Origin of the sequence: Bradyrhizobium sp. STM 3809 (assembly GCF_000239795.1) — a bacterium.
Classification (GTDB): Bacteria; Pseudomonadota; Alphaproteobacteria; order Rhizobiales; family Xanthobacteraceae; genus Bradyrhizobium.
In genome coordinates this window covers 1-15,921 of sequence record NZ_CAFJ01000010.1, presented here as the reverse complement: position 1 = coordinate 15,921, position 15,921 = coordinate 1, and the positions used below count along the sequence as shown (strand labels likewise).

13 protein-coding genes are annotated in these 15,921 nt (G+C 67.3%); 5 read left to right on the top strand and 8 right to left on the bottom strand.

The features are described 5' to 3' along the window. Positions 1–1,270: aminotransferase-like domain-containing protein (locus BRAS3809_RS00645; RefSeq protein WP_035654764.1), on the top strand; the 1,270-nt coding region annotated here is incomplete at its 5' end. Positions 1,271–1,319: 49 nt separating this feature from the next. On the opposite strand, the gene BRAS3809_RS00640 is transcribed toward BRAS3809_RS00645, so the two are convergent. From BRAS3809_RS00640 to BRAS3809_RS00605, 8 genes are all read right to left on the bottom strand, one after another. After that, a complete protein-coding gene (locus BRAS3809_RS00640; RefSeq protein ID WP_008960166.1) occupies positions 1,320–1,649 on the bottom strand; it encodes a YMGG-like glycine zipper-containing protein in 330 nt (109 codons plus the stop codon). 105 nt (positions 1,650–1,754) lie between these two features. Further along, entirely contained in the window at positions 1,755–3,407 is a 1,653-nt protein-coding gene (locus tag BRAS3809_RS00635) for a PAS-domain containing protein (protein ID WP_008960165.1), read from the bottom strand. Between the two features lie 150 nt (positions 3,408–3,557). After that, complete coding sequence (locus BRAS3809_RS00630; protein WP_008960164.1) at positions 3,558–5,204, bottom strand: PAS-domain containing protein; 1,647 nt, start codon at positions 5,202–5,204, stop codon at positions 3,558–3,560. Positions 5,205–5,340: 136 nt separating this feature from the next. Next, positions 5,341–5,940 (bottom strand): AprI/Inh family metalloprotease inhibitor, encoded by a 600-nt coding sequence (locus tag BRAS3809_RS00625; protein WP_008960163.1) that lies wholly within the window; start codon positions 5,938–5,940, stop codon positions 5,341–5,343. A 92-nt stretch (positions 5,941–6,032) separates the two neighbouring features. Further along, a complete protein-coding gene (locus tag BRAS3809_RS00620) occupies positions 6,033–7,016 on the bottom strand; it encodes a 2-hydroxyacid dehydrogenase (protein ID WP_008960162.1) in 984 nt (327 codons plus the stop codon). Continuing rightward, entirely contained in the window at positions 7,016–7,828 is an 813-nt protein-coding gene (locus tag BRAS3809_RS00615) for an ABC transporter permease (protein WP_008960161.1), read from the bottom strand. Before BRAS3809_RS00615 ends, BRAS3809_RS00620 begins: the two co-directional genes overlap by 1 nt. Next, positions 7,825–8,625, bottom strand: a complete 801-nt coding sequence (locus tag BRAS3809_RS00610) for an ABC transporter ATP-binding protein (RefSeq protein ID WP_008960160.1) — start codon at positions 8,623–8,625, stop codon at positions 7,825–7,827. Before BRAS3809_RS00610 ends, BRAS3809_RS00615 begins: the two co-directional genes overlap by 4 nt. A 25-nt stretch (positions 8,626–8,650) precedes the next feature. Next, positions 8,651–9,682 carry an ABC transporter substrate-binding protein gene (locus tag BRAS3809_RS00605; protein ID WP_008960159.1) on the bottom strand — a complete coding sequence of 344 codons (1,032 nt, stop codon included), beginning with the start codon at positions 9,680–9,682 and terminating at the stop codon, positions 8,651–8,653. A 79-nt stretch (positions 9,683–9,761) separates the two neighbouring features. Here BRAS3809_RS00605 and BRAS3809_RS00600 point away from each other — a divergent pair, with 79 nt between their 5' ends. The 4 genes from BRAS3809_RS00600 to BRAS3809_RS00585 all read left to right on the top strand — a co-directional run bounded on the left by BRAS3809_RS00600 (position 9,762) and on the right by BRAS3809_RS00585 (position 15,150). Continuing rightward, positions 9,762–10,589, top strand: coding sequence for a creatininase family protein (locus BRAS3809_RS00600; RefSeq protein WP_008960158.1), 828 nt, complete (start codon positions 9,762–9,764; stop codon positions 10,587–10,589). A gap of 149 nt (positions 10,590–10,738) precedes the next feature. Further along, positions 10,739–11,014 (top strand): hypothetical protein, encoded by a 276-nt coding sequence (locus BRAS3809_RS00595; protein ID WP_008960157.1) that lies wholly within the window; start codon positions 10,739–10,741, stop codon positions 11,012–11,014. Between the two features lie 375 nt (positions 11,015–11,389). After that, on the top strand, positions 11,390–13,384 hold the full coding sequence (locus BRAS3809_RS00590; protein WP_008960156.1) for a carbohydrate porin: 1,995 nt from the start codon (positions 11,390–11,392) through the stop codon (positions 13,382–13,384). Between the two features lie 455 nt (positions 13,385–13,839). Further along, a complete protein-coding gene (locus BRAS3809_RS00585; protein WP_008960155.1) occupies positions 13,840–15,150 on the top strand; it encodes a hemolysin family protein in 1,311 nt (436 codons plus the stop codon). The last annotated feature ends 771 nt before the right edge of the window (positions 15,151–15,921 follow it).

Sequence of the window (15,921 nt, the reverse complement as noted above, 5' to 3'; positions counted from 1 at the left end):
GCGCGTGTCTCCGGCCACCGTCGTCGAGGCCTACGACCGGCTTGCGGCCGAGGGCATCATTCGCGCCCGTCGCGGTTCCGGGTTCTATGTCGCGGAGACGGCACTGCCGCCGCTCGCGCTCGCCGAGCTCGAGCCGCGCCGGCCGCGCGCGGTCGATCCGTTCTGGGTGTCGCGGCAGTCGCTCGATGCCGACGCGACCACGCTGACGCCGGGCTGCGGGTGGCTGCCGGCGGACTGGATGCCGCAGGAGGCGCTGCGCCGCGCGGTCCGCGCTCTGGCGCGCGGCGACGGCCCTGAGCTGACCCACTACGGCGCGACCCGCGGATCGGCCGCGCTGCGCCGGGTGCTGCAGGGCCGGCTTGCCGGCCTCGGCATCGCGGCTTCGAGCGAGCAACTGCTCTTGACGTCATCGGGGACGCAGGCGATCGATCTGATCTGCCGCATGCTGCTGCGGCCCGGCGACACCGTCGTCGTCGACGATCCCTGCTACTTCAATTTCCTGGCGCTGCTGCGTGCGCACCAGGCGCGGATCGTCAGCGTGCCGATGACGCCGCACGGTCCCGATATCGCGCAGTTCGAGGCGGTGCTCGCCGCGGAACGGCCGCGGCTCTACATCACCAATTCCGGCCTGCACAATCCGACCGGCGCGACGCTCTCGCTGCAGACGGCGCACCGGCTGCTCAACGCCGCCAGCGCGCATGACACGATCATCATCGAGGACGACATCTACGGCGACTTCGAGCCGGAGCCATCGCCGCGGCTCGCCGCACTCGACGGGCTTTCGCGCGTGCTCCTGATCGGCAGCTTCTCCAAGACCTTGTCGGCATCGATCCGCTGCGGCTACATCGCAGGCCGCGCCGACTGGATCGAGCCGCTGATCGACCTGCAGATCGCCACCGGCTTCGGCGGACCCGGGCAATTCGCCGCGGAGACGCTGGCGCAGGTGCTGACCGGCGGGAGCTACCGCAAGCATGTCGAGGAGCTGCGCGCGCGACTGGCGCGGATACGGCCGCGAATCGCCGCACGGCTGCAGCGCCTCGGCATCACGCCCTGGCTGATGCCGCGCGGCGGCTTTCATCTGTGGTGCAGGCTGCCGGAGGGATGCACGGCGATCGCGGTCGCGCAGGCGGCGCTGGAAGACGATGTCGTGCTGGCGCCCGGCGACGTCTTCAGCGCGGCGCAATCAGCCACCGCAATGATGCGCTTCAACGTCGCTCATTGCGAGGACCAACGCGTCATCGCCGCGCTGGAACGCGCGGTCGAGCGGTGAGCCGCATCCGTCCACGCGGTCTCACCGGCGCAGCGAGAGTTGGAGAGTCTCAGTAGCAGTAGCGAGGATGCGCGCGGACCCAGGATCCGTCGGCGCGTTGCAGGTAGCAGCCGTTGCGATAGGCGTAGTAGCCGCCGCGCCGCCGCTCGCCATCGGCCGCGATGGCCGCACCGGTGCCCGCCCCGATCACGGCGCCGATCGCCGCGCCACGTCCGCCGCCGATCGCGCCGCCCAGGATGGCGCCGCCGGCGCCTCCGAGGATCGCACCACCGAGCACATCCTGCGCGGCAGCCTGATGCAGCGGCGCGATGGTCGCGAGCATCAGCAGCGCCACAGCACTAAAGCGAGTGGCAAAGGAAATCCCCAGACGTCGAGTCATGAGCAGGCCTCCGTTCCGGGCACGCTAGTCCGCCCGGTTTGCCCGTTCTTGATGCAGATCAAGGCGCAGTCAAGGCAGCAGAATCACGGGATCGTCCGGTTCGACTCATGCTGCGGCGCGCTGATCGCGCGTATGATCCTCGATGATGCTGAGCAGGAATTTCGGCTCATCGCCGTCGATCGCCACCGGCAGCCGGCGCATGACCACGTCACGCATGCCGTTGCCGGGCGTGGCGATGCTCTGCGCCCGCGGCGCGGGATCGGCCGCCGTGGCCAGCGTCTCGCGGTCGAGGCTCTCGAGCTGAGCGCCCGTGGGCTCCGGAAACACCTCGCTCGCGGTGCGGCCGAGGATGGCCGCGCGCCGCACGCCCAACAGCGTCTCGGTGGCGCGGTTGACGAACACGTAGCGCAAGCTGCGCGCGTCCATCGCGAGCACGGCCTGCGGAATGTTCTCCAGCAGCACGGCGAGAAAATATTCGGCGCGCACCAGCATGCGCTCGTTGCGCCGATGCACCGTGAAATCCTCGTGCGTCGCGACCCAGCCGCCGCCATCCATCGGACGCTCGGAGATGCGGATGACGTGATCGTCGGCCAGCTCGACCTCGGTGATGCAGGGCCGGCGCGCCTTGATCCGCGCCATCAGGTCGGCGAGATACTGCTCGACGTCGCCGGTGAACACGCCGCTCTTGACGCGGTGGCCGAGAATGTCGCGCATCGTCGCGCCGGGCTTGGCGATCGATGCGGGGACGCCGTAGATGTTGCGATACTGCTCGTTGACGACCAGCACGGTCCCCGACTTGTCGAGCATGATCAGGCCCTGCGCCATGTTCTTGAGGGCCGCCTCCAGGCGCCACTTGCCCGTCAGTGCCCGCTCCTCGAGCTGTTCGCGCTCTCGGCTGAACTCGGCGTGCTCGCGCTCGACCTCGAGCCCGTGCAGCTCCAGCTCGCTGACCCGCGAAGCAGCGTCCTGATACGCCTCCACCGCCCTCGCCACCTGGCCGATCTCGTCGTCCCGCTTGGCATGCGGAATGAGGAGCTTGATGCGGCCGCCGGCGATCCGGCCGGTGGTTCGCGCGATCTCGAGCAGGGGATTGACGATCGTATAATGCAGGAGATAAGCGGCCACGCCGGTGAAGACCATGAGGACAGCGCCGAATGCGAACAGGGTCAGCGAGACCCATCGGCTCTGATCCGCCATCGCGGCGATGCTCCGGGACCGGGCCTCGTAGACATGCGCAAGCCGTTCGAGATCCTCGTTGAGCGCGGTCCGGACGGCGCGGTTGTCGTCGTTGTCGCCGAGCTCGCGCGCGGCCGTCGACCCGACCGCCAGCGTGCGCCGCGCCATCTCCCTGCGGAACGCGACGAACTGATCGATCCGGCGCTTGAACGGCCCGAACAGCTCGGCGTCCTCGGCGCGCACCAGATCCTGCCAGTCGTCCACCGCCTTCACCAGCTCGACGCATTTCTGCAGCAGGGATTCGGCATAGCGCCGGGCGACGTTGCGCTCCGCCGACATGTAGATGCCGCGCGATTCCATCACGACGGCATAGATCAGCGCATTGGTGCGCTCGATCTGCCGGTTGGCGCTGTTGGCACTTCCGAGCAGCTGGGTCAGCTGACGCTGCTCGTGAAACGAATACAGCGCTCCCGACATCAGCAGTGCGATGAGCACCGCGAACACCGCCGCGCCGCTGGAGATGCGATCCTTGACACTGAACGCGGTGAACCGCGCCTGCAGATCATGCCATGCCGTCATCATGGCTCGCTCCCTCATTTCGGGAGCTCATCGCAGCAGCAATTCGTAAAGGGAGGCTACGGACCAGCGCGAGTGCTGGCGAAGCGCGATTAACCCGAAACAAACGCGCGGCGCCGGGGGATCCGGCCGAATGGCCGCCTCATCGGCCAAAGCTCATGCTGCGGCGCGCTGATCCCGGGTGCGGTCCTCGACGATGCTGAGCAGGTATTTCGGCTCGCCCTCCCCGACCGAGACCGGGAGGCGACGGACCACGACATCACGCTTGCCGTTGCCCGGCGTTTCGATGACGTGCGCCTTCGGGGTCTGGTCGGCCGTTTCGTCGAGATGGTCGCGATCGAAGCTTTCGAGCAGCGCGCCGGTCGGCTCGGGGAACAGCTCCCGCGCGGCCCGGCCGATGATCTCCGAGCGCGGCAGGCCGAACAGCGTCTCGGTGGCGCGGTTGACGAACACGTAGCGCAGCGACTGGGCGTCCTTTGCGACGACGGCCTGCGGAATGTTTTCCAAGAGCGCCGCCAGGAAGTATTCCGCCCGGGCCAGCACCCGCTCGTTGCGCCGCTGCGTGGTGAAGTCCTCATGCGTGGCGATCCAGCCGCCGCCGTCCATTGGCCGCTCCGAGATGCGGATGATGCGGCCGTCCGCGAGTTCGACCTCGACGATCTCGGGCCTGCGCTCCTTCATGCGCTCGCGCAGCGCGGCGAGATACTCCGACGGCTTCTCGCGCAAGAGCCCGAGCTTGGCGCGATGTGCGAGGATCTCGCGCATGTGCGCGCCGGGCCTGGCCAGCGACGCTGGAAGACCATAGAGCTTGCGGTACTGGTCGTTGACCATCAGCACGTAGCCGAAGCTGTCGAGCATGATCAGGCCCTGGGCCATGTTGGCAACCGCGGCGTCGAGCCGCTGCTGGCTGCTGATCGCGCCCTGCTCGAGCCGCTCATGGTCGCGCAGGATATCGGTGTACTGCCGCTCGATTTCGACCTCGTGCTCCTCGAGCTCCTGCAGGCGGAACGCGTTGTTCTGATAGGTCTCGACGGCATGCGCGACGTGCCCGATCTCGTCCTGGCGATGGGCATGCGGAATCTTCAGCTTGATGCGGCCGGCCGCGATGCGGTCGGTGACACGGGCGATGTCGAGCAGCGGCATCAGCACGCCCCAGCGCATCGCCAGCGCGGCGGCTACGATCAGCGACACGATGACGAGGCCGAGTCCGCCGAGGAAGAACGAGGCGAGACCGCGTTCGTCGACGGCATCGCCGAGCTCGCGGGTGCGGTCGGCATAGAGCCGCGACAATTGCTCGAGGTCCTCGTTAAGCGCGGTCCGCACCGCGCGATTCTGGTCGTTGTCGCCGAGCTCGCGCGCCGCCGCCGCGCCGACCGAGATCGTACGACGCGCCATCTCGGTGCGGAATTCGACGAACTGATCGATCCGCTTCCTGAACGGGGCGAACACGGAAGCGTCCTCGTCGGTGATCCGGGCCTGCCAGTCCTCGACGACCTTGCTGAGCTGCGCGAGCTTGACGAGCTGCGAGTCCGCGTAGCGCCGGGCGACGTTGCGATCGACCGACATGTAGATGCCGCGCGACTCCATCACCACGGCGTAGATCAGCGCGTTGATGCGCTCGATGTTGCGGGCCGCCTCGGAGACGGTCTCGAGCCGCTCGTAGAACAGACGCTGCTCGCGGAGCGCCGAAAGCGCGCCGAAGGTCGAAAGCATGACGAGGACGGCGAAGGCGGCCGCGGCCGCGCTGATCTTGTCGCTGAGGCTGAACGACGGCAGCGAATGGGTGAACCTGCGCAACAGCATCTGCATGGCCGGCTCCCGACGTTGGGACAACCATCAGACGCAAATCGCGTAAACAACACGTTCAGATAACAGGACCAAGCCGCAACGAAACGTTAACCGGCCTTTCGCAATCGTTAACGCCGCGGAGGCTCGCGCCTCATTGCCGGAGCATGATCAGCGGCGTGGCGCTGTCCGGCACGAGGCGCCATTGCGCATTGTCGTCGGCCTCGAACTTCCAGGTCTCGCCGCGCGCCGACATCAGCATCATCTGGCCGTGCTCCAGCCGCCATTGCGTCGGCGCGAAAGCCGCAACCTTGGGATCGCATTTCGGCTTCACGAACACCTGGAAATTGTCGTTGCCCGCGTCGGTGTTCGTCAGCACCAGGCTGCACACGGCCGCGCCATTGCCGTCGACCATGGACCAGTCGCCGATCATCTGGTCCATCGATTTGGCCAGCGAGCGCGCCGCCGCCAGGTTTTGCAGGATGTAGACGCCCTCGCCCTGGCGCAGGCCCTCGAAGATGCCGGCCTCGACCTCGGTGAAGTCGATCACCGCCTCGCCATTGGCGGACTGCAGGCTGACGATGTCGCCGAGTCCCTTCACGTTCCAGCCGGCGATGTCCTTGGTGAACGGCAGCGCGGTGGCGCAGGCAGGCTCCATCTCGAGCTTCAGCCCGCGCTGTCCCGCATCGGGCTTGAACGTCATCACGCAGGTCTTGCTGCGTTCGGTGGTCGCGAGCTCCCACTGCCCGATCATCGCCTTCTTGAGGCTGGCCGCGTCCTGCGCCAGGGCAGGCATGACGGCCAGCGAGGACGAGAGCGCGATCAGCAATGGGAGTGCAGGTTTCATCAGCGGCCTTTCACCGGCGTTTCCGGAACGGGCGTCAGCGGCGGCTTGCCGGCAAACCAGACCTTGAGGTTGTCGACGACCAGCTGATCCATCGCGTTGCGGGTTACGATGGCAGCCGAGCCGATGTGTGGCAGCAGCACGACATTGTCCATCGCCTTGAGCGCGTCGGGGACCGCCGGCTCCTTCTCGAACACGTCGAGGCCGGCGGCGAGAATCGTGCCGGACTTCAGCGCCTCGACCAGCGCCGCCTCGTCGATCACCGAGCCGCGCGCGACGTTGACGACGACGCCGCGCGGTCCCAGCGCCTTCAGCACCTCGGCGTTGACGATCTTGTTGGTGCCCGCCCCGCCGGGCACGATCACGACCAGCGTGTCGACATCCTTGGCCATCTGCAGCAGGTCGGGATAATGCTTGTTGGCGACGCCGGCGGCCGGGTTGCGCGAGTGATAGACCACCGGCACCAGCGAGGCCTCGAGCCGCCGCGCGATGGCCTGGCCGATACGGCCCATGCCGACCATGCCGACGGTGCGGTCGCGCAGCGAGCCGACGCTGAGCGGATAGGCTTTTGCCGTCCACTCGCCGGAGCGCACGAAGCGGTCGGCCTTGATGAACTCGCGGCAGGTCGCGATCAGCAGGCCGAGGGCGACGTCGGCCACCTCCTCCGTCAGCACGTCCGGCGTGTTGGTGACGATGATGCCGTGCTGGCCGGCATGGGCGGCGGCGATGTGGTCGTAGCCGACGCCGAAGCTCGCGATCATCTCGAGCTTCGGCAGCATGGCCATGACGGCGGCGTCGGTCTTGACGGTATGGAAGGTCACGGCGACGCCGCGGATGCGGCCCTTCACCTCGGCCGGCAGCGCTTCGAGATCGGCCTGCGTCGTCGCATGGTGCACATTGAAGCTGTCCGGGAACCCCTTTTCCAGGATCGGCCGCAGCGGCCCATAGATCAGAACATCGACCTTGTCAGACGAAGTGGCCGCCATCAGCTATCCTTTCCAAGCGCGCTCTCATGCCAGCGCCGCAAAACGAGGTGCGAAACTAGCGCCAGCAAGCCATAGATGACAATCCCGGCCACCGACAGCAGCACCAGCGCCGCGAACATGCGGGGTATGTTGAGTCGATAGCCGGATTCCGCGATGCGGTAAGCGAGCCCCGATCCGGCGCCGGCGCTGCCGGCCGCGATCTCCGCCACGACGGCGCCGATCAGCGACAGGCCGCCGGCGATCCGCAGGCCACCGAGAATGTAGGGCAGCGCCGCCGGCAGCTTCAGATAACGCAGCGTCTGCCAGCGCGAGGCGCCGTAGAGCTGGAACAGCCCGGCGAGATTGCGGTCGACCGAATTGAGCCCGAGCGCGGTGTTGGACAGCACCGGGAAGAAGCCGACGATCCAGGCGCAGGTCACGACGGCGGTCTGCTGCGGCAGGTAGATCAGGAGCAGCGGCGCGATCGCGATGACCGGCGTGACCTGCAGCACCACGGCATAGGGAAACAGCGCCCATTCCAGCCAGCGCGACTGGTTGAACAGGAGCGCCAGCGCGATGCCGCCGAGCGCGGCCGCGATGAAGCCTTCGAGCGTCGTGACCAGCGTCGTCAGCAGCGACTGGGACAGGATGTCCCAGTCATTGACCAGCGTCTTCAGCACCAACAGCGGTCCCGGCAGCACATAGGGCTGGATGCCGTTGATCCGAACCACCAATTCCCACGCCGCCATCGCGGCGATGAACACCACGGCCGGAAAGGCGAAGCTCGCCAGCCGCGCGCCGGACACGACTGCGCTGCGCTCACGCCCGCTCACAGCGCATGCACTCCGGTATAGGCCGGCGCCAGCGCATCCGAAACGCGGCGGCAATAGTCGGCATAATCGCGCGAGGCGCGGAAGGCATCGTCGCGCGTCTCGGCGTCGATCGGGATTTCGGCGCTGAGGCGGCCGGGCCGCGCCGTCATCACCAGCACGCGCTGCGACAGATAGACCGACTCGAACACCGAATGGGTGACGAACAGGACGGTCATGTTCAGGCTGCGCCACAGCGCCAGCAGGTCGTTGTTGAGGCGGAAGCGCGTGATCTCGTCGAGCGCCGCGAACGGCTCGTCCATCAGAAGGATGTCCGGCCGCGTCACCAGCGCCCGCGCCAGCGAGGCCCGCATCTTCATGCCGCCGGACAATTCGCGCGGAAACGCGTCGGCGAAATCGGCGAGGCCCACCTGCGCCAGCGCCGCATCGATGCGCGGCCGCGCCTCCGATGCAGCGACATGGGCGAGCTTGAGCGGCAGGCCGACATTGTCGCGCACGCTGGTCCACGGCATCAGCGTCGGCTCCTGGAACACGAAGCCGATGCGATGGCCGGGATGAACGGCGGAGGACGCCGCCGCGATGTCGAGCGTGCCGCTGCTCGGCCCGGCAAGCCCCGCGATCAGCCGCAGCGCCGTCGACTTGCCGCAACCGGAGGGACCGAGCAGCGAGACGAACTCGCCCTTGCCGATCGACAGATCGATCGGCCCGAGCGCCGCGACGCCGGACTCATAGACCTTTGTCACGCCGCGCAGCCGCACCGCGACCTCGGCGGCACGCGCGGACGAAGGGGGCGAACTCATCTGCCGACGGCGCCGCTCACGCGACCTACTGCTTCGGCCGGAGATCGACGCCGACGCCCTTGTTGACGAAGCGCAGCGTGTAGGATTTGCGATAGTCGATCGTCGGCTTGACGACGCCGGCGCGCACCATCTTGTCGAAGAAGCTGGTGATGCGCTCCTCGGTCATGGCGCCGATGCCCTTGTCGAGGCTGTCGCCGGAATCGACGATGCCATATTCCTTCATCTTGGCGACGGAATAGGCGAGCAGGTCGTCGGTCATCTCCGGGTTCATCTTCTTGATCAGCGCATTGCCTGCGGAATTGTCGCCATAGATGTAGGTGTACCAGCCGATGATCGAGGCGTCGACGAAACGCTGGACGAGATCCGGCTTGTTCTCGATCAGGTCGCGCCGTGTCTCGATCAGCGTCGAGTAGGTGTTGAAGCCGTTGTCGGCGAGCAGGATCACGCCGGGCTTGAAGCCGGCGGCGCGCTCGACCGCGAACGGCTCGGAGGTGACGTAGCCCTGCATCGCACTCTGCGGCGTGGCGATGAAGGGCTGCGGATTGAAGGTGTAGGGCCGGACGTTCTTCTCGGAGAAGCCGTATTCCGACTTCAGCCATTGATAGTAGCTGGAGATGCCCTCCTTGGAGACGAACAGGGTCAGCGGCTTCAGTTCCTCGAGCTTGGTGACCTTGGACTCCGGATGGGTCAGGAACACCTGCGGGTCCTTCTGGAACATCGCCGCGATCGACACCACCGGCACGTTGTTGGCGACCGCGTCGAACGCCATCAGCGTGTTCGCCGCCATGAAGAACTCGATCTTGCCGGAGATCAGCAGCATCCGGTTGTTCTCGTTCGGACCGCCCGGCACGATCGTCACGTCGAGCCCGTAGCGCTTGTAGGTGCCGTCGGCGACCGCCTGGAAGAAGCCGCCATGCTCGGCCTCGGCCACCCAGTTGGTGCCGAACGAGACCTTGTCCAGGGTCTGGGGCTGCGCGGCGGAGACCGTGACGCCCAGGGTCCCGCCGATGACCAGCAATGCCGCCGTTAACGTTCGCGACAGAAGCGACTGCGCCATGTCTGGTCTCCCCGGGTCTTTCTGGCTGAACATGTTAAGATCGTCGGGTGATAACTACCCTGCCCGACCGACGAAGGAAATGGCCCGCGCGATGACCGTGCCGCCCCGCGACTGGACCGAGCTGAACTGGACCGCTCTGGAAACGCCTGACGTGGCGGGCTGGATCGCGGTGCTGCCGCTCGCCGCCACCGAGCAGCACGGGCCGCATCTGCCCCTCGGCACCGACGTCCACATCGCCGAGGCCTATCTGGCCCGCGTCCGCGCGCTGCTGCCGCCGGCGCTGCCGGTGACGATCCTGCCGGTGCAGCCGGTCGGCATCTCGACCGAGCACATCGATTTTCCGGGCACGCTCACCGTGCCGACCGAGACCGCGCTGCAAAGCTGGCGCGCGCTCGGCGACAGCGTCGCGCGCGCCGGGATCCGCAAGCTCGTGATCGTCACCAGCCATGGCGGCAACAGTGCCGCGATGACGCTGGTCGCGCAGGACCTCCGCGCCGCGCATCGCATGCTGGTGGTGACGACGTCGTGGTCGCGCTTCGGCGCGCCGGATGGCCTGTTCAGCGCCGACGAGCTGCGCCACGGCATCCATGGCGGCGCGGTCGAGACCTCGATCATGCTGGCCCGGCATCCGCAGCTCGTGCGCCGCGAGGCCATCGCGAATTTCGCCTCCTCGGCTGTCGCCATGGAGCAGACTTACCGGGTGCTGTCGACACAGCGCCCGGCGCCGCTGGCGTGGCAGACGCAGGATCTCAATCCGAGCGGCGCGGTCGGCGATGCCACGCAGGCCTCGGCGGAAAAGGGCGAGCGCGTGCTCGACCACGGCGCGCGCGCGTTCTGCGCGCTGCTCGAAGACGTCGATAAATTCGACGTGAACACGCTCGCCGCCGGCCCGCGGGCAAGCCGTTAGATCCAGCGCAAGCGACTGTCTTTCCTCGTGAATCCCAACCTCGCCCGGGCCAGGACGAGGTGATTCGAACCGCTTTCGACAAGGCTCCGTCCAATTGGCAAGCGACCAGCAACCGGCCGCTCCAACGCAAAGACACAGGAGCTCACACCATGTCGATCAAGAGCAAGATGGCCGCCCTTGCGCTGGCCGCGCTCGCCGTCACCGGCAGCATCGCCGCGACCGCCAGGCCCGCCGAAGCCCACGGCTTCCATCACGGCTGGGGCTGGGGCGTCGGCGCCGGCCTCCTCGGAGCCGCCGTCGTCGGCAGCGCCATCGCGGCCAGCAATGACGGTTACTACTACGGCGGCTACCGCTATTGCCGCTGGGTGCCGCAATACGACATCTACGGCCAGTATCTCGGACGCGTCCGGGCCTGCGGCTATTGATACCGGGGCGTCGGCCGCGCTGATCCGCCCGGGCCACCGCCCCGCTCCCCGCACCGACCTCGTGCTGCCCCGCTCCCCCGCCTCGACGCGGGTGCCCCCCTCACCCCCGCCCGCGTCGCGACAGCCCGCCCGGTCCCCATCCGGGCGGGTTGTTTGTTGCACGGCTGTCATGGAGAGCGGGCAAAGGAGGCGCGAGGATCTGCGCCACTTTCGCTGTTGCAACTTATTTGCAACAAAGATAAGCCATCATTTGCCGCGCCGTGCACACAGCTGCGCCCGAACATGGGCACTTCCGCATTCTTCGCGTGACTGTGCGCAGGCAATCAGGTTCTGACTAACGTCTGTGTCGTGTGCTCCGCCTGGGACCCTGCCGCCATGATCCGCTCGAACCGCACCCGAGAGATGCTCGTGGCCGGCACCATGCTCGCCGGCCTCGGCCCGCTCGCGGCACCCGCCGCTGCCGCCGACCTGCCGGTCAAGGCGCGGGTGGCGCAGACCGTGTTCGACTGGACCGGGCTCTATGTCGGCGGCCATGCCGGCTACACCCGTGACCATGCCAGCGTGACGCTGACGGATCCGACCGGTGTGGCAAGCGCCGGCAGCCGCTTCAACGGCCTCACCGGCGGCGTGCAGGCCGGCTACAATTGGGTGACGCGCTCCGGCCTGCTGCTTGGCCTCGAAGGCGATTTCAGCTTCCCGAACTATCTGACGTCGAATCACACCGTGGCGATGCTCGGCACGCCCGGCTCCAACGTGTCGGAGCTGTGGGACTATGTCGCCACGGCGCGCGGCCGCGTCGGCTACGCCCAGGGCGACTGGCTGGTCTATGCCACCGGCGGCGTCGCCTGGACCGGCGGCCGCTTCATCAACACCGATCCGGCCGGCAACACCGAGAAGCGGCTGACCACCCGGCTCGGCTGGGTGGCCGGCGCCGGCATCGAGCGCGCCTTCGCGCCGGATTGGAGCTGGCGGCTCGAATACCTCTACTACGGCTTCGAGAATGGCGGCGTCCGCTTCGGCAACGGCGCCAGCTACAATTCGGCGCTCGACTTCCAGACCCTGCGCGTCGGCCTCAACCGCAAGCTCGACTTTGCCGGCGGCCAGGAGCTCAAGCTCAAGAACGATCCATCCGATACGGAATCCGATCGCTGGGAGATCCACGGCCAATCCACCGCGATCGGCCAGGGCTATCCGGCCTTCCGCGCCGCCTATACCGGCCCCAACAGCCTGACGCCCGCGCGCCAGTTCCAGGAAACCTGGAGCAACAGCCTGTTCATCAATGCGCGGCTGTGGGACGGCGGCGAGGTCTACTACAATCCGGAGCTGCTGCAGGGCTTCGGCCTCAACAACACGGTCGGCCTCGGCGGCTTTTCCAATGGCGAGGCGCAGAAGTCGGACTTCCCCTACCCGCACTACAACACGTCGCGGCTGTTCCTGCGCCAGACCTTCGGCTTCGGCGGCGAGCAGGAGCAGCTCGGCTCCGGCCAGCTGCAGCTCTCCGGCAAGCAGGACATCTCGCGTCTCACCTTCCAGATCGGCAAATTTCCCGTGCTCGACGTGTTCGACGGCAACGCCTACGCCAAGGACGCGCGCAAGGATTTCATGAACTGGTCGATCTGGGCGCCCGGCGCCTTCGACTATGCCGCCGACAAGCTCGGCCTGACCTATGGCGCCACCGCCGAGCTCAACCAGAAGAACTGGGCGCTGCGCGCCGGCTATTTCCTGGTCGACGCCACCTCGAACTCGAACAGTTTCGACATGAACGTGTTCCGGCGCGGCGAATACGTGGTGGAGCTTGAGACGCGCTATCAGCTGTTCTCGCAGCCGGGCCATCTGCGCACGATCGGCTTCTTCAACAACACCTTCTCCGGCAGCTATCGCGAGACGCTCGACAATCCCGCGCTCAATCTCGACATCACCCAGACCCGCCGCGGCCGCCCCAAATACGGCTACGTCGTCTCGTTCGACCAGGCGCTGTCGGACGAGCTCGGCCTGTTCGGACGCTGGAGCTGGAACGACGGCAAGACCGAGATCATGGCGTTCACCGACATCGACAACAGCCTGTCGTTCGGCACCTCGATCAAGGGCAATCGCTGGGGCCGCCCCGACGACACCATCGGCCTCGCCGGCGTGACCAACGGCCTGTCGCGCGATCACCGCGACTTCCTCGCCGCCGGCGGCCTCGGCCCGCTGATCGGCGACGGCGCGCTGAACTATCGCCGCGAGAACATCATCGAGGCCTACTACGCCTATTCGATCAACAAATACCTGACCTTCACGGCCGACTATCAGTTCGTCAACAACCCCGCCTACAACGCCGACCGCGGCCCCGTGTCGATCTTCTCGGGACGGCTGCACGGGGATTTCTGAGGGTAACGCCGCTGCTGGGGTGGCAACTGTCCACGCGAGCGCGGCGCGCTGCTGTATGGAGACTCTCTCCACGTCATTGCGAGGAGCGCAGCGACAAAGCAATCCAGAGTCCCGTCCACGGCCCCTGGATTGCTTCGCTGCGCTCGCAATGACGCCGCGGAGCCAGCGGCGCCTCGTCAAATTCAGCGTCGTCCCGGCGAACGCCGGGACCCATACCGCGGACGCTATCGAGGGAGTTCACTGCCAGTGGCCTGCCTCATCCCGGCCGGCGGTTATGGGTCCCGGCTCAAGGCCGGGACGACAGCGGAGGTTCTGGTGCCGCCGGTGCGCCAAACTGTCCCGCCTTGTGGCCGCAGGCCGCCATGCGCCCACTGCAACGCGGCATTGGGCGGCGGCCATCCCCATATGCTAGGAGCTGTCGCTTCCCGCCCGTCCGGGCGTCACACCAGGTCGCAATGCTGTCCGCCGAACTCGCCATCATCGTCGTGCTCATCGTCGTCAACGGACTGTTATCCATGTCCGAGCTGGCCATCGTGTCGTCGCGCCCCGCGCGGCTGGCGCTATTGGCTGAAAAGGGCGTATCCGGCGCACGCCGGGCGCTGAACCTGGCGTCGGACCCCGGCCGTTTCCTGTCGACGGTGCAGATCGGCATCACGCTCGTCGGCGTGCTCTCCGGCGCCTTCTCCGGGGCCACGCTGGGCCAGCGCCTGACGCAATCGCTGCTGGAGATGGGGATGTCGGCCTCCGTCGCCGACATCGTCGGCGTCGGCCTCGTCGTCACCATCATCACCTATGCGACCCTGATCGTCGGCGAGCTGGTGCCGAAGCAGCTCGCGCTGCGCGATCCCGAGGCGATCGCCGTCCGCGTCGCGCCCGCGATGCAGCTGCTCGCCAAGGTGTCGCTGCCGCTCGTCGTGCTGCTCGATCTCTCCGGCAAGCTGATCCTGGCGCTGCTCGGCCGCTCCGGCGAGGCCGAGGAGAAGGTCTCGGAGGCAGAGATTCATCATCTGGTGCGCGAGGCCGAAACCGCCGGCGTACTCGAGCCCGGCGAGAAGGAGATGATCGCCGGCGTGATGCGGCTCGGCGACCGTCCGGTCGGCGCCATCATGACTCCGCGCCCCGAGGTCGACGTCGTCGATCTCAACGACGATCCCAAGGCGATCCGCGAGCTGCTCGCCAGGAGCCCGCATTCGCGCCTGCCGGTGTCCGATGGCGAGCGCGACCGCCCGATCGGCGTGCTCCAGGCCAAGGACCTGCTGGCCGCCTATCTGCGCGACGAGACGCCGGACCTGCGCGGCCTGGTGCGCGAGGTGCCGATCATTCCGTCGACCGTCGATGCCCGCGACGTCATCGCGATCCTGAAGGTGTCGCCCGTGCATATGGGCCTCGTGCACGACGAGTACGGCGCGTTCGAAGGCGTGGTGACCGCGGCGGATATTCTCGAATCCATCGTCGGCGCCTTTTCATCCGAGGAGGGTCCGCCGGAGCCCGCCTGCGTCCGCCGCGACGACGGCTCGCTGCTGGTCTCCGGCTGGATGCCGCTCGACGAGTTCGCCGACGTGCTGGCCATCGAGGTGCCGCCGCATCGCGGCTACCACACCGTCGCCGGCCTCGTGCTGCAGCACTTCGGCAGCGTGCCGGAGGTCGGCCAGAGCTTCGAGCTGCAAGGCTGGCGCTTCGAAATCGTCGACCTCGACGGCCGCCGCATCGACAAGATCCTGGCCACGAAGCTCGCAACCGACGGCGGCGAGCCGAATGTGGGGTAGCGGGGCTGCATGCTGTCGCGGCGCTCGCAATGCGATCCAATTTCGCCCTGCAGGCGGAGCGATGGCCTATGGAGTGACGCGCCGTTTGGGGCCGCATGGTTCGAGACGCGCCGCGCGCGGCGCTCCTCACCATGAGGGTTGGGCTACGACGCCGGAGCTGCACGTTGACTGCGAGCTATGCGCGATGGAGAGCGTACGGACGCTCGAGCTTGGATCGATGAGCTTCGCAACCCGATCTCCCCTCCGCAAAAACCGCCTTCAACCCTCACCCTGAGGAGCCCGCCGCAGGCGGGCGTCTCGAAGGGCGAGGCCCGGAGTCTCGCACGCGCTCGATCTGAATCTGCGATCGCCAGCATTCTTCATGACGCCCCGATTCGCCCGTCGGGCAGAGTGCCGAACACGGCACGCCAGAGTCGGCGCGCAAGCGCTCCGTCCACGGCCTGCGCCGAAACGTTCCTTTCTCCAGCGCGCCCAATATGAAGCTCCCTTTCAAGAGCCCGAGCCAAAAATAAATCTATTCCGAAAATCATAAATCATGCCTATCCTCCCGCCATTCCGGTCCTGATGAGGGGCGTACGCGTCGTCACGAACGTTGGGCCGGCAATGCGATGGACGCGATGGCGGCGCGGGACGAGCGCTGATATCGCGGACGGCGAAATCGTGTGGTCCTGACCTCCCGACGCTGAGGTCCGCGGCAGCGCGCGTGACGCGCGCGGTCGCCACGGTGGCCAGAAAGCCCGGCGCGCCGAGGAGAGCACGTATAAGCCGTTA

Excerpts from the sequence above, each read along its gene's own strand:
- BRAS3809_RS00640 (WP_008960166.1), bottom strand. The coding sequence starts at position 1,649 with ATGACTCGACGTCTGGGGATTTCCTTTGCCACTCGCTTTAGTGCTGTG.
- BRAS3809_RS00635 (WP_008960165.1), bottom strand. The coding sequence starts at position 3,407 with ATGATGACGGCATGGCATGATCTGCAGGCGCGGTTCACCGCGTTCAGT.
- BRAS3809_RS00630 (WP_008960164.1), bottom strand. The coding sequence starts at position 5,204 with ATGCTGTTGCGCAGGTTCACCCATTCGCTGCCGTCGTTCAGCCTCAGC.
- BRAS3809_RS00625 (WP_008960163.1), bottom strand. The coding sequence starts at position 5,940 with ATGATCGGGCAGTGGGAGCTCGCGACCACCGAACGCAGCAAGACCTGC.
- BRAS3809_RS00620 (WP_008960162.1), bottom strand. The coding sequence starts at position 7,016 with ATGGCGGCCACTTCGTCTGACAAGGTCGATGTTCTGATCTATGGGCCG.
- BRAS3809_RS00610 (WP_008960160.1), bottom strand. The coding sequence starts at position 8,625 with ATGAGTTCGCCCCCTTCGTCCGCGCGTGCCGCCGAGGTCGCGGTGCGG.
- BRAS3809_RS00605 (WP_008960159.1), bottom strand. The coding sequence starts at position 9,682 with ATGGCGCAGTCGCTTCTGTCGCGAACGTTAACGGCGGCATTGCTGGTC.
- BRAS3809_RS00600 (WP_008960158.1), top strand. The coding sequence starts at position 9,762 with ATGGCCCGCGCGATGACCGTGCCGCCCCGCGACTGGACCGAGCTGAAC.
- BRAS3809_RS00595 (WP_008960157.1), top strand. The coding sequence starts at position 10,739 with ATGTCGATCAAGAGCAAGATGGCCGCCCTTGCGCTGGCCGCGCTCGCC.
- BRAS3809_RS00590 (WP_008960156.1), top strand. The coding sequence starts at position 11,390 with ATGATCCGCTCGAACCGCACCCGAGAGATGCTCGTGGCCGGCACCATG.
- BRAS3809_RS00585 (WP_008960155.1), top strand. The coding sequence starts at position 13,840 with ATGCTGTCCGCCGAACTCGCCATCATCGTCGTGCTCATCGTCGTCAAC.